Here is a 17442-nt window from a genome sequence, read left to right on the forward strand (position 1 = left end):
TGCCCGGCACAACGTCTGCAAAAACGGCCTTTAGCCATGCATCAGGCGCCCAAATAGGCGCCGCCATTGGTGTGGATCGCCTGCCCGTTGATGTAGCGCGCACCAGGCCCGCACAGGAAACGCACGGTTGCGGCGACGTCTTCCGGCAGTCCCCGATTGCCGGTGATGGTCCGATGCGTCAAATGATGCGCCGGCTCGGGCTTATCCTTCGGCCGGGGCGTGCCGATCAGGCCTGGAACCACGCAGTTCGCGGTGATGCCGTCGTCAGCGAGGTCGTGCGCCAGCGCGCGGGTGAAACCGATGATGCCGGCCTTCGCCGTCACCACATGCGCGCGGTTCTTGGCGCCGGTGTGCGCGCTAAGGCCGCCGATATTGATGATAGTCCCCGCGCCGGACTTTCGCAGCGCCGGTAGGCAGGCCTTCACGCAGTGGAACGCGCCATCGAGGGTCACGTCGAGGATTTCGCGCCAAGCGGCATAGTCCATCTCAGCGAACGGCTTTTCGCGCCGCAGCGCGGCGTTGTTGACGAGGATATCGATACGTCCGAATTGCTTCACCGCAGCATTGGCCATCGCCCGCACTGCGTTAGCATCAGCGACGTCGCCGATATGGACCAATGCCTTGCTGCCGCCGGCTTCGATCTCCTGGGCGACCGCCTCCGCCTCGGCGCGGTTGCTGCGCGTGTTCACCACTACGAACGCGCCGCCTTCCGCCAGCGTCAGCGCGATCGCGCGGCCGGTATTGCGGCCTGCGCCGGTGACAATCGCGACCTTGCCGGCGAGTTCTTTGGTCATGAGCCGCTACCCCTGCAATGAGGAAAGATCGATGCGGCCATTATACAGCCCCGCCATCAGCTTCAACGCCGCGCCGCTTTGCGCGGCGCTCCAGCCGCCATGCTCTGCGTTGAGCAGGAATTTGTCGGTCACGTCCTGCCGCGTCAACGGCTCCCGCGCACCGCCGCGCAGGTACGGCTGCCGCTCTTCCACCACGCTGCCGTCGCGGAGCATAGCGCGGATGTGGCCGGTGTAATTGTTCGGATAGGGATTGTCCGGGTCGATCACGAATTTCACCTTGGCGGCGAGCGCCAGCACTTGCTGATCGCGGATCGCGCTTTCGGTGAACGCGGCAAGCCCGACGTGGCCATGCACGAAGCCGGTGGCCAGCAGATAAGGCACGGCGAATTTTGCGGCATAGCCGTTGCGCGGACGCTGCTTGTCCACCAATGGCTCCCACAGCCGATGCACCGTTCCCTCTGCCACCTCGCAGACGATCTCGGCGACATCCTCCGGTCTTACGCCACGAGCGGCCAATCGGCGCGCGCAATCGATATAGGGCTGCGCCATTGTCCCGCATGGATAAGGCTTGAACGCCAGCGTGTCCGTTACCCAGCGCGTACCGAAATCGCCGGTCAGCGCGCCATAGTCGCCATCGGTGGTGTGTGCGAAGCCATGAAACAAGCCGTGCACACCCTCGAATACCGTGCGCGGGCCGACGAACCCTCCGCGCGCCAACAACGCGGCACGGATGCCTGATTGCGCTGCCCACCCGGCATGCAGCCGTTTGGACCAGGCGCCTTCGGCAAGATATTCGATGATGCCGCCGGCCATGCTGCCGGCAATGCCGAGCGCATCGACGATCTGCCTCGCGTTAAGGCCAAGCGCTGCACCGACACCGGCGGCAGCGCCCATTGCGCCGAAGACCGCAGTCGGATGGAAGCCAGCCTCGTGAACCGCTTTGGGCACCACGAGACTCAACCGGCACAGCACTTCGCTGCCCACCGCAATCCCGATCAGCGCCATGCGGCCATCCGGGTTGTGCCGCTCGCAAGCAGCAAGCACTGCCGGGACAATCACCGCGCCGGCATGCACTGGACCACCCTCAAAAGTGTCGTCGAAGTCCTCGCCATGCGCGGCAGTGCCGTTGACGAAGGCGGCACCGGCCGCGCTCAGCGTGCGCTTGTGCCCGATCGCCGTGCAGGGACCATCATCGTCGCAACCGGCCAGCGCACTCCCGACGTAATCCTCGTTGCGCGCGGTGACGCACAGGCCGACCACGTCGATCAGCAGCTCCTCGCATTGGCGGACGGTTTCAGCCGGTAACGCGCCGGGTCTGAGCGCGGCGATCCTTTCGGCAAGCGTTTCGGCGACCGAAATCCTTGGCAGTCCGGAGGCCATATCGGTCAAATGCGAAAGATTTTGGTATAGCGCGCCTTGATGGCCTCGCTTTCCTTCTCTACTGCCGCGGCGTCGTCCTTCATGGTCTTGATGTCCTTGAGCGGCTTGCGCCCTGCCTTCTCGACGGTTTGAGAATGCACCGAGCGCAGGCCGCCGACATCGATGATTAATTGCTGGGCCTCCCGGCTGAGACTGAACGACTGGAACAGTCTTGCCGCGTTGGGATTGGGTGCATCCTTGAAGACGCCGTTCGGTCCGATGATCAGCGGCGAGCCCTCCGTGGCATAAATCGGCTCGACCGGACGACCTGCCTCCCTCATCTGGAAGATGTTGTATTCGTTGCCGTCGGCCATCACGGCGCGCTCGCCGAGATCGAGCTTCTTCGGCGGATCGGCCGACGACTGCACCTGCATGATGTTCTGCCTGGCAAGCTTTTCGAAAAAGCTCCAGCCGAGATCGCGCTGCATCTGGTAAGTCGCTGTCATGATGGTGCCGCTATAGCCCGGGTGCGCCTTGACGATCTTGCCCTTCCATTTGGGATCGAGCAGATCGGCAAAACTCTTCGGCGCGTCCTCCGCTTTCACCAGATTTGTGTTGTAGGCAATGATGCTGAGCCAGACGCGGAAGCTCGCAAACTGGCCGTCCGGATCCTTGTGCTCGGCCGGATAGAACTTTGCGACGTCTTCCGGCACGTAAGGCGCCAGAACGCCGTCACGCTTCCAGACGATGAAATGCGCGGCGTCGGATGAATTCACGATGTCGACGGCATGGATGTTGCTGGAATATTCCTGGCCGATACGCTGGAACAAGCGCTCCGCCCCGGTGCGCTCGACGCGCACCGCAATGCCCGGATATTTCGCCTCGAACGCCTTGGCCAGCTTCTCCGCGACCGGCAAGTCGGTCGAGGTGTAATAGATGACCTTGCCTTCCTTCTTCGCCGCTTCGATCAGCGCGGGCGTGACCGCTTCCGGCGGCGGCGCAGCCGCCATGACACGCGTGGAAAATGCTGCGCCTGCGAGAACGGCGCCAGCCCCCTGGAGTACATTGCGTCGCGAGATCGAGTTCTTCATTGGGCGCTCCCAATTGTCTTTTCGAGCCTTCTCATCGGGCTCGCTCCTGCTCAGTCCGATACACCCGAGATTATCTTTTATTCCAAGGGCGCGCAGCCAGTCTTTCGTCGACAGCCCGTTCTGATTGCAGCTAAGCTTGGGGGCAAGAAACAAAATAAGCGTCAGGGGATGGCAAATGACGGGTCCAAGGATTGCATTGGCTCTGGCGGCAACTCTGCTCACAACATGGCTAACTGGTGCACAGGCGCAGGACTATCCCTCGCGGCCGGTGAAGGTCATCGTTCCCTTTGGCGCCGGAGGGCCTGCCGACGTCACCGCCAGGCAGATCGGCAGCATCCTGCAGGAAAGCTTTGGCCAGCCCTTCGTGGTCGAGAACCGCACCGGCGCCGGCGGCGTGATCGGAACGCAGGAAGCAGTCAAGTCGCCGCCGGACGGCTACACTCTGCTGATGATGTCGAACACCCAAACGGCGAATGAATCGCTGGTGCCGCAACGCAAATACGAACTGATGCGCGACCTCGCACCGATCGCGCCGGTCAACTATTCCGACCTCGTCATCGTGGTTCACCCTTCCGTGCAGGCAAAGACGCTGCAGGAATTCATCGCGCTCGCCAAATCGCAGCCCGGCAAACTGAACTACGCTTCCTCCGGCCAGGGCACGCCGTACCATATGGCAGGCGAACTGTTCAAAGCCATGGCCGGCATTGACCTCGTGCACGTGCCTTACCGTAACAGCGGCGAGGCGCGCAGCGGCGTGATCGGCGGCCAGGTTCAGATGATGATCGACGCGGTCCCGGCGATGGCCCCTAACGTTGCGGAAAACCAGGTCCGCGCGCTGGCTACGACCGGCAAGGCACGCTCGACTGTTCTGCCCAACGCGCCGACGGTGATCGAGGCCGGCATTCCTGACTACGAGGCCACGATCTGGCTCGGCTTGATGGCGCCCGCAGGCACGCCAAAGCCGATCATCGACAAACTCAATGCAGCCGTGAACGACATTGTGAAGCGACCTGACATCACAAAACTATGGATACGGCAGGGCGTCGTCCCTATGTCAATGACTGCAGCCGAATTCGACAAATTCCTCCGCGGCGATATCGTGAAATGGGCGGAGGTAGTCAAGAAGTTCGACAAGCCGCCGCAATAAGATGCCACCAGAGAAGGCTTGCCCTCGATGCCAAGCGTTCGATTTCGCCTCAATGGCGTCGAGCTGGAAGTTGACGCCGATCCTGACCGGTCATTGCTGGACATTCTGCGCGGGCATCTCGGTATGACCGGACCGCATTTCGGCTGCGGCGCCGGCGAATGCGGCGCCTGCAATGTCATCGTCGGCGATCGCGCGATATCGGCCTGCGATACGCCGCTCTGGTCGGTGGCGGACAGGGATGTCACGACGATCGAAGGGCTGGGCACGAGCGAGCGGCCGCATCCGCTACAGCGCGCCTTCATCGCTGAGCAGGCGCTGCAATGCGGCTATTGCGTTTCCGGCATCCTGATGAGCGCGGCGGCGCTGCTAAAGCGAAATCCGTCGCCGACGAGTCGGGAGGTAAAGGAAGCGCTCGACCGCAATCTCTGCCGCTGCGGCTCGCATAATCGCATGGTGCGGGCGGTGCTGCGCGCGGCCGAAGAAATGGCGGCAGGATGAACCAACGCGCTCCCTCCCCACCCACCTTGCCGGTAAGCTTGGCAGCGAACCCGAAACTATCGTCGTGGCTGAAATTCTCGAGCAGCGGACAGGTGACGGTTTCGCCGGGCAAGGTGGAGATCGGACAAGGCATCGTGACGGCGCTGGCGCAGATCGCCGCCGACGAACTCGACATCGATCTATCTCGCGTGCAGATGATCCGTGCGTCGACCGTCGTCAGCCCCAACGAGGGCGTCACATCGGGGAGCCTTTCCATCCAGCAATCGGGCCGTGCGCTGCGTCATGCCTGCGCCGAGGTTCGCCATATCCTCCTTCAGCAGGCAGCCGAACGGTTGGGCGTCGGTAGCGAGGCTCTCCATATCGAGGACGGCATCATTTCGGGCCCCGGCAATGTCAGGACCAGCTATTGGGAACTTGCCGACGAGGTCTCGCTCGATCGCGACGCCACCCCCGGCGTCACGCCCAAGATCGCAACGAGCCGGGCGCTCGCAGGCCATTCGGTCCAACGGATCGACATTCCGGATAAGGTTCTTGGCCGGCCGCGCTTCATCCACGACCACGCGCTGGCCGGAATGCTGCACGGACGCGTGCTGCGTCCGGAGCATGCGCGAGCGAAACTCCGGGATTTGAGCGAAGATGGTGCCCGTGCGGTGGCCGGTCTCGTTGCCATCGTGCGCGACGGCAGCTTTGCAGGCGTCGTCAGCGAAACCGAGCATGGCGCGGAGGCAGCCCTCAATGCGTTACGCAAGGGCGCGACCTGGTCCGATGGCGAGCTGCTGCCAGACGAGAACGATCTCGCGAGCTTCCTCAAGGCGCAACCGTCCGAATCCACTGTTATCGGCCAAAAAACTGTCGCAGCACCCGGCACGGTGGCGCGGACCATCCGGCGGCAATATACCCGCCCTTACATTGCTCATGCGTCGATCGCACCCTCCTGTGCCATGGCGCAGTGGGACGGCGATCGCGTCCATGTCTGGACGCACAGCCAGGGCGTCTATCTCCTGCGCGCCGATCTGGCGCTGGTTCTCAATCTCCCGGTCGAGAACATCACCGTTGAGCATCTGGAAGGCGCGGGCTGCTACGGCCACAACGCCGCCGACGACGTCGCGCTCGATGCCGTACTGCTCGCCAAATCCGCCGGCGGCCGGCCGGTCCGGGTCCAATGGTCGCGCCACGGCGAGATGTCGGATGCGCCGTTTGGCGCAGCGATGGCGATCGAGATCGAGGCCGATCTGGATGCGCAGGGCGAAATTATCGACTGGCGACATTCCATCTGGAGCAACGGGCATGTGGCGCGGCCGGGGCGCGCGGCACAGCCTGCGTTGCTCGCAGCATTCGAACTGCAGAACCCGTTTCCACGCATGGTCTCGACCAATCCGCCGCAGGCCAACGGCGGGGGTGGCGATCGCAACTCGGTCCCGCTCTATGATTTTCCATCCTGGCACATCGAAAGCCACCGCCTGACAACCATGCCGATCCGCACCTCCGCGCTCCGGACACTTGGTGGGCAGGGCAATGTGTTTGCGATTGAATCCATCCTCGATGAAATCGCAGCCGAGCACGGCGAGGACCCGGTCGCATTCCGGCTGCGCCACTTGCGGGATGAGAGGGCCAAGGACGTCATCCGCGCTGTGGCGGCGCGCGCCGGATGGAAGCCCGAGAAGCAGCCCGGCATTGGGCACGGCATAGGCTTTGGCCGCTACAAGAACACCGGCGCCTATTGCGCTGCGATCGCCGAGATCGAGGGCGCCGAGGAGATCAATGTCAGGAAGCTGACGTTGGCGGTCGATGTCGGCGAAGCGATCAATCCGGATGGCGTCATCAACCAGATCGAAGGCGGCGCCATTCAAGCCACGAGCTGGGTGTTGAAAGAGCGCGTGCGCTTTGACCGAGAACGCATCACCAGCACGAGCTGGACGGAATATCCGATCCTGCGCTTCAGCGAAGTACCCGATGTCGAGGTGGAGGTCATTCAGCGGCCGGACATTGATCCGGTCGGCGCCGGCGAGGCCGCGCTCGGCCCGGTTACAGCGGCCATTGCCAACGCCGTGTTCGACGCACTCGGCGTGCGGGTGCGCGATTTGCCCATCACGCGCGACAGGATCATCGCCGCGATTGACTTAAGCTGATGAGCAGCCTGAACCTCCTGAGCGGCGGCGCGGCGCAGGGCCTGGTCGGAAGCCTGGCGCCAACCTTCAAGGCTAACACCGGATTCGATATCGCGGGCGAGTTCGGCGCGGTCGGCGTCATGGCCAACAAATTGCGCAAGGGCACACCGGCTGACATCGTTATCTTGACCGCGGCACTCCTCGCCAAACTGGCGCAGGAGAGGCTGGTTGTTGCCGCTTCGATAGCCGATATCGGCCTGGTCGAAACCGCCCTCGCCGTTCGCGCCGGCGATACCCAGGCTGTCGCTAAGGATGCTACCAGCTTGCGCGAGCTTTTGCTCGCCTCCGACGAGATCTTCGTGCCAGACACCAAAGCCTCGACGGCCGGAATTCACGTTGCAAATGTCCTTCGGCAACTCGGCATCGCTGATCAGCTCGCCGCCCGACTCAGGGTTTTCCCGAATGGCGCGACGGCGATGCGCGAACTGGCGGCGTGCAAGGCACGGCGCCCGATCGGATGCACGCAATCGACCGAGATCATCAGCACCAAAGGCGTAACCTTATCCGGCTCGCTGCCAGTAGGTTGCGAACTTGCAACGATGTACACGGCAAGCATCACTACTGCCGCCGCCCACCCGCAACAGGCCCAGCACCTGATCGACTTGTTGACCGGTGCCGGACAATATGAACAGCGGAAACGTGCGGGCTTCATCGGCGGGCCCAATTAGGCCGCCACTGCTCTGACCTCCAGATCAGCCTCTGCGGATCACACCCAACGCGAAATAGGTGCGCGGCACGATTTTTGGTTTGTCAAAGCTAATTCATATACTAATATATCAATCGAGAAAGCAGCCATGCCCGCCCGCGCATCGAAAAAGACCGATCCAAAGGTTCGCCGAATTGCTGCGGGCATGCGCAGAAGCGGCAGGCCGCGCGCGGCGACGGCAGCATCCAGGATCTATTCCGATCTTCGAGGCGAACTGGTGTCGTTGCAGCGCCGGCCCGGCGAAGCGGTCTCAGAGGCGCAGATCGCACTCTCCTACGGGGTGAGCCGCACGCCCGTTCGCGAAGCGATCCTCAAATTATCGGATGAAGGCCTGCTGGAGATCTATCCCCAGTCCGGCATCTTCGTTTCGCGCATTCCGGTCGCAGCACTCCCCGAGGCCATCATCATCCGCAAGGCGCTGGAGGAGACCACCGCCCGGCTCGCGGCGGAACGTGCGACGTCGAGCCAGAAACTGGCGCTACGGTCGATCCTGGAGCGGCAGCGCGAGGCCAGCGCGGCCGGAGACAGCGAGACGTTTCATCAGGCCGATGAAACGTTTCATGCTACAGTCGCGGATGTCGCCGGCTATCCCGGAATCTGGAAATACATCCAGCAGGTCAAGGTTCACGTCGATCGCTATCGTCGGCTAACCCTGCCCCAGCGCGGGAGGATCGCAAAGGTTATCGTCGAACACGAAGCCATCCTGACCGCGATCGAGGCGAATGACGCGGAGGGCGCAAGGCGGGCAATGGAAATCCACCTCGAAAGCCTTCTCGAGAACATCTCGGCTACTCAACATATCAATCCGGAGTACTTCGACGAGCGACCTTAGAGTTCGAAAAGTCCATAAAACGATAAACAAAGATCAGGAGGAACAACATGAAACGACGCGACTTCATCAAGTTGAGCGCAGGGCTCGGGGCTATCATGGCTGCCGCGACGCCGCTTTCATCGGCATTTGCGCAAACGAAAATGGTGCTGAAAGCATCGGACGTTCATCCGCTGGGCTATCCGACCGTCGAAGCCGTGGTCCGGATGGGCAAGAAGCTGGAAGCCGCCACCAATGGCCGGCTGACAATCCAGATGTTCCCGTCGATGCAGCTCGGTGGCGAAAAGGAAATGATCGAGCAGGCCCAACTCGGCGCGCTGCAGTTCGCCCGTATTTCGGTCGGTGCCGTCGGTCCTGTCGTGGACGACGTCAACGTCTTCAACATGCCGTTCGTCTTCCGTAACTCCAAGCACATGGAGAAAGTGATCGACGGCGAGATCGGCGACGAATTGCTGGCGAAGATTTCCGCGAACGAAAAGACTGGCCTGATCGCGCTGTGCTGGATGAACGCCGGCTCGCGCAACGTCTATAACAACAAGCGACCGATCCGGAACATGGCCGACCTCAAGGGCCTCAAGGTCCGCATGATGGGCAATCCGCTCTTCGTTGACACCATGAACGCGCTGGGCGGCAATGGTGTCGCGCTGGGCTTCGATCAGGTTTTCAGCTCGATGCAGACAGGCGTGGTAGACGGCGCGGAGAACAATCCGCCATCGTTCATAGCGCAGAACCATTATCAGGTGGCCAAGTATTTTACGATGACCGAGCACCTGATCATTCCGGAGCTTCTAGTGTTCTCGCGGATCTCCTGGCAGAAGCTTTCGCCCGAAGATCAGGCGCTGATCAAGAAATTTGCGAAGGAAGCGCAGCAAGAGCAGCGTGTGCTCTGGTATGAAGCGGAGAATGCCGCCATCGAAAAAATGAAAGCGGCCGGCACCGAGATCATCACCGATATCGACAAGAAACCGTTCCAGGATGCGGTCAAGCCGGTCTGGGACAAGTACGGCGCGAAGTACGCCGCGATGGTCAAGCGTATCGAAGCAGTCCAATAGGTACGGCTCGCGAGCGGCGGGTGGCCGGACGACGTCCGTTCCGGCCACTCCTCCGAGCTACAGAGGCGATTTGAAGCGCCGCTACTCTCCGAGGTCAAAATGTCCAATTCTGCGGCCGGAATTTTCCGACGTGTGAACGATGCGGTTTACTGGACCGGCGCCGTGATCGCATGCGTGGCGCTCGTGCTGGTCTCGGCTGTCATCCCATGGGCCGTCTATACCCGATATATCCTCAACAGCGCCTCGTCATGGCCCGAGCCGATGGCCGTGCTGCTCACCGTCGGCATCACCTTCATCGGATCGGCGAACTGCTATCGCCAGCGCATCCACATGAACATGACGGTTGGTACCGACCTGCTGCCGCCACTGCTGCGCCGCGCCTCACTGTTCCTCAGCGAAATATTGATGGGCGTGATTGCAATCTTCATGGTCGTTTGGGGACTGCGGCTGGTCCGAACCACCTGGGACAATTCGGTAGACGAGTTTCCATGGCTTTCGGTCGGGATCACCTATCTTCCGATCGTGGTCAGCGGCGCCATGATGCTCCTGTTCGTCATCGAACGCCTGACAATTGGCCCGCCGCCGCGCGACGGCGCTGACGCCCACGTATCGGTCGAGTAATTGCCATGGACATCGCGGTTCTGCTTCTCAGCATGTGCTTGTTCTTCGCGATCGGCATGCCGATCGCCTACGCGCTGGCACTGTCTTCGCTCGTCGGTGCACTCTGGATCGATCTACCGGTCGGCGCGGTCATGCAGCAATTTGCCAGCGGCGTCGGAAAGGTCTCGATGCTCACCATCCCCTTCTTCGTGCTGGCGGGCGCCATCATGGCCGAAGGCGGCATGGCCAAGCGGCTGGTCGACTTTGCAGCTGTGCTCGTCGGATTCACGCGAATTCGGGGCGGCCTCTCGCAGGTCAATATCCTTGCGACCACGATCATGAGCGGTATCTCGGGATCGTCGGTCGCCGATACCTCCGCGATCGGCTCGGTGATGATTCCCCAGATGGCCGACAAAGGCTATCCGCGGGTCTTCGCGACCAACGTGACCATCAGCGCCTCGCTGCAAGCCATTATCGTCCCGCCGAGCCATAATTCGGTGATTTATTCGCTGGCGACCGGCGGCGTGGTGTCGATCACCAGCCTGTTCCTGGCCGGCGTGCTCCCTGGCCTACTGCTCGGCTTCTCGCTGATGGTGCTCTGTCTGTTCTACGCTTATCGCGACAAGCACCCGAAGGGTGAGCCCGTACCGATCCGCCAAGCCGCCAAGATGCTCGGCGACGCCATGTGGGGGATCGTAACGTTGGCCATCGTGCTGGGCGGCATTCTTACCGGCGTCTTCACACCGATCGAGGCAGGCGCGGTTGCCTGCGTCTGGGCGTTCTTCGTCACCATGTTCATCTATCGCGACTACAAATGGTCGGAGCTGCCGCTATTGGTCTACAAGACGCTGCAAACCGTCGCTATGGTGCTGACACTGGTGGCAACAGCCTCATGCTTCGGCTATGTCGCCGCGCTGATGCAGATGCCGGCCAAAATGACCGAGTTCTTCGTCGCCATATCGAGCAACAAATACGTGTTGCTGATGTGGTTGAACATCATGCTGCTGGTCCTGGGGACGGCGCTCGATCTCGCGCCCTTGCTGCTGATCTGCACCCCGATTCTGCTGCCGGTGGTGAAAAGCTTCGGCATCGATCCCGTACATTTCGGAATCGTCATGCTGCTCAACCTCGGCATCGGCCTGCTGACGCCGCCAGTAGGGACGACGCTGTTTGTCGGTTGCGCCATCGGCAAGGTTTCGGTCGACGAGGTGATGCGCGGCATCTGGCCGTTCTACTACGTGATGTTTGCGGTGCTGATGATCGTGACCTATGTGCCTTGGCTGTCGCTGGCGCTGCCGAGGGCGTTCGGGTTCTAGAACAGACGCAGTTCGCGTCACGGAGACTCCGCGTGAAGATCGTCGACCTAAGCCGAGAACTCTATCACCGCACGCCAAGCTATCCCGGCCATCCTCCCGTCATGCATGGCGTCTGGAAAACCCACGAAGAATCCTTCGCCGAATCGGGCAATGTGCACGGGCTGGCGTCGATGTTCATCTCCATGGTGGACCACGCCGGCACCCACATCGACGCGCCCCGGCATTTCGGCAAGAGCGGCATATCAATCGACGAATATCCGCTGGAAAAATGTATCGTGCCCGGCATCTGCGTCGACCTGCGCCACATTGCACCGCGCGCCGAAATTACGCCTGCCGATCTCGAGGCGGCGGTGGCGAAGGCCGGCGTGCCGGTGCCGAGGGGCGGCACCGTCCTGCTCTGCACCGGTCACCACGAACGGACATTCCCCCGCAAGGAATATTCGACTGACAATTCCGGCGTGAACGTCGCCGCCACCGAATGGTTGGCACAGCAGGGCGTCGTGCATTTCGGCATCGATTCGATGCGGCCGGGGCCGGAGGGCAAGGTGAATGCCCTCGTCCACAAGGCCTGTCTCGACCTCGACATCACCCACATCGAGAGCCTGTGCAATCTCGAAGCGCTGTTGGGGCGCGGCCAGTTCACGTTTATCGGCCTGCCGATGAAGTGGCGCGGCGGGACAGCGTCGCCGATCCGCGCGGTCGCCGTGTTCGACATGTGAACGTCGCCAAAGGGCCGTGCCGCGTATAGATGCGCCGCGAAACATTGCCTAAACTTGGCAGTCCGGACTTCGCTGGCTGCCTTCGCGACGCGCTCGCGGTCATTCGCTGTCGTGGCCGGACCCTGCTTCTGCCGTCTCACGAAGCATTTCGGCGTTCAGCACGACGATTGCGCCGTGTTCGAGGCGCACCCAGTCGCGGTTTGCCCAGGCCCGCAACTGCTTGTTGATGCTCTCACGGGTCATCCCGACCATTTCACTGATCTCCTGCTGGGTGATTGTGATGGTTCGGCCTTGCCCCTCAGATTTGTGCTTTTCGGAAAGTCGCAGCAACGCGCTGGCCAGCCGACCAGGGAGATTTTGCAAGATGATCTGCTCGACCTGATCGCTGGTCGACCGCAGCCGATCGCAAAGAAGTTCGATGAACTTCATCGCCAGCGTCGGCTGATCTTTTACAAAGGGGATGAATTCGCGCCGGTCGATGACGAACAGCTCGCAATTGCTGTTTGCGATGGCATCGGCGGAGCGGGCTTTTCCGTCGAGCAGCGCGATCTCGCCGAAAATTTCCCCAGGTCCGACAATATTCAGGATCGCGTTGCGGCCATCCGGCGAGGAAATGCTCATCTTCACCGTACCCGAAATGACCGCGTACAGGCTGTGGCCAGGATCCCCTTTGGAAAATAGCGTGGCGCCCCGCTTCAGCGTGGAGTGCTTGGCGTAGCGGCAGAGTTGCTCGAACGCCTCGGGCTCGAGATCGGCAAAAATCGGGTGCTTGCGCAGCACCGACAGTTTGCCGTTCGAAAATCCGTGAGCTTCACCCGTCCTTCGTTGAGGCACGACAGTCAAACTCCAGGGAAAACTGCAGGGGGTGCAGCCCTTCCGTAATCAACGCCGGTCAGTTTTTCAACCGGAAAGCATCAAAACGCGTCGATTTGGCGGCCGGAAGCCGAAAACGATACCCAGCGTCAACGCCCCGATAACCGTGGAACCTGCGACAATATAGTACAGCCAGTCAAGCCGAGGCGCGTGCTGCAGCAGCATCCAGCCCCCGGCCAATACGATGGGTAACCCTGAACAGGCTGACAAGCAGCGGAGCTGTCGCCCGTCCCCATCCCTGATAGGCGGAAAACAAGGCGGCCATGAACCCGTAAACCAGGCTGGTCGCGTAAAAATAGCCGGATGCCGCAAAGACAACTTCTTCGACATTTGTGAAGAGACCAGCGATCGATCTTCCCGAAAACGCAACGCCGAGTCCGATCGCCGAAAATAACCGCCGCCAGCAAACAGGAAACAAGCGTCACACGACGTGCGCGTGTCTCCAGGCCAGTGCCAACGAAGATCCCGACCATTGTCGTCGTACCAACGCCGCCGGCGTCCGCCATCCGCGCGGCAACTATTCCTTGGCGATTCCCGTTTCCTTGATCACGCGCTCATATTTCGCGAGCTGATCGCGCGTCATGGCGCGCAGCTCTTCCGCTGAACTGCCGCGCACGGCGAAACCCAGCTCTTCAAGCTTGCGGCGTACGTCAGGATCGCTAACCGCCTTCAGCACCTCGGCGTTCAGGCGGGCAACAATATGCTTCGGGGTACGAGCGGGAGCAAGAATTGCGAACCATGAATTGAAGAAGAAGCCGGGCAGACCGGATTCCGAGACGGTCGGCACATCGGGAAATTGCGACAATCTCCTCTCGGTGGTTACCCCGATCAGCTTCAGTCGGCCGCCGCGCACGAGCGTTGCGACCGTGCCGAGGCCCTGGAAACCTACGGGAATCTGGCCGGCGGCGATGTCGGTTGCGGCCTGGGTGGCGCCCTTGTAAGGCACATGCGTGAGCGATATGCCGGCGGCCGACGCGAACATCGCCATCGCCAGATGCTGCGGACTGCCCGGTCCGCCCGAACCATAGTCGATCTTGCCAGGCGTCGCCTTCGCGGCCGCAATCAGATCTGCTGCGTTCTTGAAGCTGGCCTGATTGTTGGCGACCAGCCCCCACTCCACCGTCGCGACCAGCGACACCGGCTCGAAGTCCTTCAGGATGTCCCAGCGCATCTTGGACTGCAGGTTCGGCACCATCGTCATGATGCTGTCGTTGAACCCGCCGATCGTGTAGCCATCCGGTTCGGCGCGGGCGACGGCCTCTGCCCCGATCAGGCCTGAAGCGCCCGGCTGGTTCAGGATCACGATTTGCTGGCCCATATTGTCGGCCATCTTCTGGGTGACGATCCGCGCAGCGACGTCGACCGCACTTGCCGCGGCCAGCGGCACGATCATCTTGATGGGCCGATCCGGATAGCTCCCCTGCGCCATCGCATGATGGCCTAGGAGCAAGGCAAGCGCTGGAATCACCAGATGAAGCGGCCGCATCATTTCCCCCAATATGAGCGGCACAAATCTTTAGGAATGCGGCCGCCATTTTGGGAAAGATTGCGCCCGATGTTCGGCTTATGCAATCGGTCCGGCCGGGAATGCCGCAGGGCTACAGCAGCTTCCCATCTGGCCCAAAAAACGGATGTGGGCCGTCGAACGTGCCTATCGGGACTTGATGGGTAACGACAGTGCCGAATCCCTCACCGGGAAACCAGCTATGGAGATGAAAGGCCGGCGGCTCCACCTTGAAGGAAGGTTCGCGCAGTTCGGCCAGATCGAGATCGACGGCATGGTTGGGGGCGGGACAGATCGTGGCCGGCACGCCCGCAAACATGGTCAGTGCCGCGCGGTGCACATGTCCAGTTGCGATCAATTGCACGCGGGGATGACGACAGACGATGGGCGCGAATTCGCTTGCATTGAGGAGATTCTGACGGTCCATGTGCCAAATTCCGGCCTTGAACGGCGGATGGTGCAGAAACAGCAGCGCCGGCCGGTCGGGCGACGAAGCCAGCATCCCGTCAAGCCATTGCAACGTGGGCCCATCGAGTTCGCCATGCGGCTTTCGGTGTACGCTTGAATCCAGCAACAGCAGATCGAGCCCGGCAACCTCGATCTTCTGATTGAGCGGCCCTGATACGAAGGCATAGGACGCGGAAGGAAACGCGGCACGCATCAGCTCGCGCGAGTCGTGATTGCCGGGAATGCCGGCGAACGGAAGCTTGAGCGGCGCCAGCAGCCGATTGAGATATTGATACTCCTCGGCCGTCGGCGTGTCCGCCAGATCGCCGGAGATCACTACAAAATCGGGCGCAGGCCTGAATTCGTTCAGGGCGGCAATGCAACGTTCGAGCGCCTTTGCAGTATCCACCTTGCCATAGGCAAGTGCTCCCGGCGGCTTGATGTGCAGATCAGAAATCTGGGCAATATGAACCGGCATTGGCGACATCGACCTTCTCACCTTTCGGGCGGCAACAGACGAACGGCGTCCGGCGAAATCGATAGTCCGATCCGTTCGCCGGACTTGGCCCGGACCGTATTCGGCGCATCGACGGTGAGCGACCTGTTAGATACGCCGCTGACCACCAGTCGTTGCCTGTCACCAATGAAGCTAACGCTGTCGATTACGCCTGAAAGCGGCGCACTTTCGGCTGCCAACACGCGTATGGTCTCGGGGCGAATCATCGCCACTGCGGCCGATATATTTGCATCGCCATCAATCGGCTGCCGCCCGCCCGGTAATACCAGATGACCATTCTCGATGGCGGCCTCGACGATATTCGCCGCACCGATAAATTCGGCCACAAAGCGACTGTTCGGCGTGAAGTAGATCTCGCGCGGCGTGCCGATCTGGGCAATCTTCCCCTTTTGCATGACCACGACACGGTCGCCAAGCTCCATGGCCTCGGACTGATCGTGCGTCACGTAAATCGTGGTGATGCCGAGCGCGCGCAGCAGGCGGTTCAGCTCGCCGCGCAGCCGGTCACGCAGGGCGGCATCGAGCGCCGTCAGCGGTTCGTCGAGCAATAGGATGCCCGGCCGGATTGCTACCGCGCGCGCCAGCGCCACCCGCTGCCGCTGGCCGCCCGAAAGCTGGTCGATCCGGCGGTTCTCCAGCCCAGAGATATTGGTCAGCGCCACCAGTTCGGCAACGCGTGCCGCCCGCTCTTTTTCCGGTACCCCGCGGATCTTCAATCCATAACCGATATTATCGGATACGCTCATATTGGGGAAAAGCGCATAGGACTGAAACACCATGCCGACGTTGCGCCGCTCGATCGGCACCGCCGTCATGTCCTTGCCGTCGAACAGTACCCTGCCGCCAGCATCGGGCAATTCGAGGCCGGCGATAATGCGCAGCATGGTGGTCTTGCCGCAACCGGAGGGGCCGAGCAGCACCAGCGTTTCACCACGGGCGATCTCGAGCGTTGCGGGTTCAAGCGCGCGCGTTCCGTCGGCGAAGGTCTTGCCGCAGGCTTCGATGCGTACCGAGGCGCCGTGTCCGGCCTGCGCACTCATCTCTTCTGTTCCTTCTCGGCAAACAATTGCATGGCGACCAGCAGCGGAATGATCATCACGAAGAAGATCAGCGTATAGGCCGAGGCTACTTCCAACCGCATCGAGGCATAGCTGTCGGCGAGCCCGATCGGCAGTGTCTTGGTCAATGGCGTGTGCAGCATCCAGGTCAGGTTGAACTCACCGAGCGACAGCGTCACCACCATCAGGCTGCCCGCCAATATACCGGGCAGAGCATTGGGGACGATCACGTCCCGGAAGCGCCGCCATGGCGATGCGCCGAGCGATGCAGCGCCCTCATCCAGCGTTTTGATGTCGACGGTCGCGAACACAGCCATCACCGATCGCACCATGAAGGGCATCGTGAAGATGACATGGCCTACGAGAATGAACAGCCAGGAGCGGCGAAAGTCGCCGAAACCTCCATAGGTCAAGAGTAATGCCAGTGCGATGGCCAGGCCAGGGATCGCCAACGGCAGGGTGATGATCTCCTCGACGATCCGCGACAGGCGCCCTCCCCGCACATGCAAGGCATACGCGGCTGGAACGCCTGTGACGAGCGTCGCTGCAAGAGTTGCAAATGCAACCACGAATGAAAGCAGGATGGTGCCAGCATAAAGCTCCCAGACCTGCGCAACCCATTGCAAGGTCACGCCGGATTGGATGCCGCGGAAGTAGTTCACGGTGACGCCGGCGGAGATCGACAGAATTGCGGGCACCACCAGGAATCCGGCTACCAGCAGGGTGAAGATGAACTGGCCGATGAAGATCAGGCGATCACGCAT

Annotated in this window: 17 protein-coding genes; 9 read left to right on the forward strand and 8 right to left on the reverse strand. The window is 61.6% G+C overall.

The genetic code is table 11. The features are described 5' to 3' along the window. Positions 1 to 41: 41 nt before the first annotated feature. The 3 genes from YUO_RS0110870 to YUO_RS0110880 are packed head-to-tail and all read right to left on the reverse strand — an operon-like array spanning position 42 to position 3244. A complete protein-coding gene (locus YUO_RS0110870) occupies positions 42 to 794 on the reverse strand; it encodes a 3-oxoacyl-ACP reductase family protein (RefSeq protein WP_028347274.1) in 753 nt (250 codons plus the stop codon). A 6-nt stretch (positions 795 to 800) separates the two neighbouring features. Then, positions 801 to 2174, reverse strand: a complete 1374-nt coding sequence (locus tag YUO_RS0110875) for an MmgE/PrpD family protein (RefSeq protein ID WP_035726573.1) — start codon at positions 2172 to 2174, stop codon at positions 801 to 803. A gap of 5 nt (positions 2175 to 2179) precedes the next feature. Beyond that, a complete protein-coding gene (locus YUO_RS0110880) occupies positions 2180 to 3244 on the reverse strand; it encodes an ABC transporter substrate-binding protein (protein ID WP_028347276.1) in 1065 nt (354 codons plus the stop codon). A 175-nt stretch (positions 3245 to 3419) separates the two neighbouring features. Here YUO_RS0110880 and YUO_RS0110885 point away from each other — a divergent pair, with 175 nt between their 5' ends. The 9 genes from YUO_RS0110885 to YUO_RS0110925 all read left to right on the forward strand — a co-directional run bounded on the left by YUO_RS0110885 (position 3420) and on the right by YUO_RS0110925 (position 12279). Beyond that, the gene (locus tag YUO_RS0110885; protein ID WP_028347277.1) at positions 3420 to 4391 is read left to right on the forward strand and encodes a tripartite tricarboxylate transporter substrate binding protein; all 972 of its coding nucleotides are present in this window, start codon (positions 3420 to 3422) and stop codon (positions 4389 to 4391) included. Between the two features lie 27 nt (positions 4392 to 4418). After that, on the forward strand, positions 4419 to 4889 hold the full coding sequence (locus tag YUO_RS0110890; RefSeq protein WP_028347278.1) for a (2Fe-2S)-binding protein: 471 nt from the start codon (positions 4419 to 4421) through the stop codon (positions 4887 to 4889). Then, positions 4886 to 7018, forward strand: a complete 2133-nt coding sequence (locus YUO_RS0110895) for a xanthine dehydrogenase family protein molybdopterin-binding subunit (RefSeq protein WP_028347279.1) — start codon at positions 4886 to 4888, stop codon at positions 7016 to 7018. The genes YUO_RS0110890 and YUO_RS0110895 overlap by 4 nt, the downstream gene beginning before the upstream one ends. Next, positions 7018 to 7725, forward strand: coding sequence for a molybdate ABC transporter substrate-binding protein (locus YUO_RS0110900; RefSeq protein ID WP_028347280.1), 708 nt, complete (start codon positions 7018 to 7020; stop codon positions 7723 to 7725). The genes YUO_RS0110895 and YUO_RS0110900 overlap by 1 nt, the downstream gene beginning before the upstream one ends. 183 nt (positions 7726 to 7908) lie before the next feature. Continuing rightward, positions 7909 to 8595 (forward strand): GntR family transcriptional regulator, encoded by a 687-nt coding sequence (locus YUO_RS0110905; protein WP_028347281.1) that lies wholly within the window; start codon positions 7909 to 7911, stop codon positions 8593 to 8595. A 47-nt stretch (positions 8596 to 8642) separates the two neighbouring features. Then, positions 8643 to 9644 (forward strand): TRAP transporter substrate-binding protein, encoded by a 1002-nt coding sequence (locus YUO_RS0110910; RefSeq protein WP_035726576.1) that lies wholly within the window; start codon positions 8643 to 8645, stop codon positions 9642 to 9644. A 99-nt stretch (positions 9645 to 9743) separates the two neighbouring features. Then, positions 9744 to 10265 (forward strand): TRAP transporter small permease, encoded by a 522-nt coding sequence (locus YUO_RS0110915; RefSeq protein WP_028347283.1) that lies wholly within the window; start codon positions 9744 to 9746, stop codon positions 10263 to 10265. A 5-nt stretch (positions 10266 to 10270) separates the two neighbouring features. After that, a complete protein-coding gene (locus YUO_RS0110920; protein ID WP_028347284.1) occupies positions 10271 to 11560 on the forward strand; it encodes a TRAP transporter large permease in 1290 nt (429 codons plus the stop codon). A 32-nt stretch (positions 11561 to 11592) separates the two neighbouring features. Further along, positions 11593 to 12279 (forward strand): cyclase family protein, encoded by a 687-nt coding sequence (locus YUO_RS0110925; protein ID WP_028347285.1) that lies wholly within the window; start codon positions 11593 to 11595, stop codon positions 12277 to 12279. A gap of 99 nt (positions 12280 to 12378) precedes the next feature. On the opposite strand, the gene YUO_RS0110930 is transcribed toward YUO_RS0110925, so the two are convergent. The 5 genes from YUO_RS0110930 to YUO_RS0110950 form a co-directional block, all read right to left on the reverse strand. Next, positions 12379 to 13113: a Crp/Fnr family transcriptional regulator gene (locus YUO_RS0110930; protein ID WP_028347286.1), complete on the reverse strand. Its 735-nt coding sequence runs from the start codon at positions 13111 to 13113 to the stop codon at positions 12379 to 12381. A gap of 556 nt (positions 13114 to 13669) precedes the next feature. Continuing rightward, positions 13670 to 14641, reverse strand: a complete 972-nt coding sequence (locus YUO_RS0110935; protein WP_063830291.1) for a Bug family tripartite tricarboxylate transporter substrate binding protein — start codon at positions 14639 to 14641, stop codon at positions 13670 to 13672. A gap of 109 nt (positions 14642 to 14750) precedes the next feature. Then, entirely contained in the window at positions 14751 to 15590 is an 840-nt protein-coding gene (locus tag YUO_RS0110940; RefSeq protein ID WP_028347288.1) for a phosphodiesterase, read from the reverse strand. Between the two features lie 8 nt (positions 15591 to 15598). Beyond that, entirely contained in the window at positions 15599 to 16660 is a 1062-nt protein-coding gene (locus YUO_RS0110945; RefSeq protein WP_028347289.1) for an ABC transporter ATP-binding protein, read from the reverse strand. Then, on the reverse strand, positions 16657 to 17442 hold the full coding sequence (locus tag YUO_RS0110950; RefSeq protein WP_028347290.1) for an ABC transporter permease: 786 nt from the start codon (positions 17440 to 17442) through the stop codon (positions 16657 to 16659). The genes YUO_RS0110945 and YUO_RS0110950 overlap by 4 nt, the downstream gene beginning before the upstream one ends.

Origin of the sequence: Bradyrhizobium murdochi (assembly GCF_000472965.1) — a bacterium.
Lineage (GTDB): Bacteria > Pseudomonadota > Alphaproteobacteria > Rhizobiales > Xanthobacteraceae > Bradyrhizobium > Bradyrhizobium murdochi.

Excerpts from the sequence above, each read along its gene's own strand:
- YUO_RS0110910 (WP_035726576.1), top strand. The coding sequence starts at position 8,643 with ATGAAACGACGCGACTTCATCAAGTTGAGCGCAGGGCTCGGGGCTATC.
- YUO_RS0110945 (WP_028347289.1), bottom strand. The coding sequence starts at position 16,660 with ATGAGTGCGCAGGCCGGACACGGCGCCTCGGTACGCATCGAAGCCTGC.
- YUO_RS0110920 (WP_028347284.1), top strand. The coding sequence starts at position 10,271 with ATGGACATCGCGGTTCTGCTTCTCAGCATGTGCTTGTTCTTCGCGATC.
- YUO_RS0110935 (WP_063830291.1), bottom strand. The coding sequence starts at position 14,641 with ATGATGCGGCCGCTTCATCTGGTGATTCCAGCGCTTGCCTTGCTCCTA.
- YUO_RS0110870 (WP_028347274.1), bottom strand. The coding sequence starts at position 794 with ATGACCAAAGAACTCGCCGGCAAGGTCGCGATTGTCACCGGCGCAGGC.
- YUO_RS0110915 (WP_028347283.1), top strand. The coding sequence starts at position 9,744 with ATGTCCAATTCTGCGGCCGGAATTTTCCGACGTGTGAACGATGCGGTT.
- YUO_RS0110895 (WP_028347279.1), top strand. The coding sequence starts at position 4,886 with ATGAACCAACGCGCTCCCTCCCCACCCACCTTGCCGGTAAGCTTGGCA.
- YUO_RS0110900 (WP_028347280.1), top strand. The coding sequence starts at position 7,018 with ATGAGCAGCCTGAACCTCCTGAGCGGCGGCGCGGCGCAGGGCCTGGTC.
- YUO_RS0110885 (WP_028347277.1), top strand. The coding sequence starts at position 3,420 with ATGACGGGTCCAAGGATTGCATTGGCTCTGGCGGCAACTCTGCTCACA.
- YUO_RS0110950 (WP_028347290.1), bottom strand. The coding sequence starts at position 17,442 with ATGCGTGATCGCCTGATCTTCATCGGCCAGTTCATCTTCACCCTGCTG.
- YUO_RS0110890 (WP_028347278.1), top strand. The coding sequence starts at position 4,419 with ATGCCAAGCGTTCGATTTCGCCTCAATGGCGTCGAGCTGGAAGTTGAC.
- YUO_RS0110940 (WP_028347288.1), bottom strand. The coding sequence starts at position 15,590 with ATGTCGCCAATGCCGGTTCATATTGCCCAGATTTCTGATCTGCACATC.
- YUO_RS0110875 (WP_035726573.1), bottom strand. The coding sequence starts at position 2,174 with ATGGCCTCCGGACTGCCAAGGATTTCGGTCGCCGAAACGCTTGCCGAA.
- YUO_RS0110880 (WP_028347276.1), bottom strand. The coding sequence starts at position 3,244 with ATGAAGAACTCGATCTCGCGACGCAATGTACTCCAGGGGGCTGGCGCC.
- YUO_RS0110905 (WP_028347281.1), top strand. The coding sequence starts at position 7,909 with ATGCGCAGAAGCGGCAGGCCGCGCGCGGCGACGGCAGCATCCAGGATC.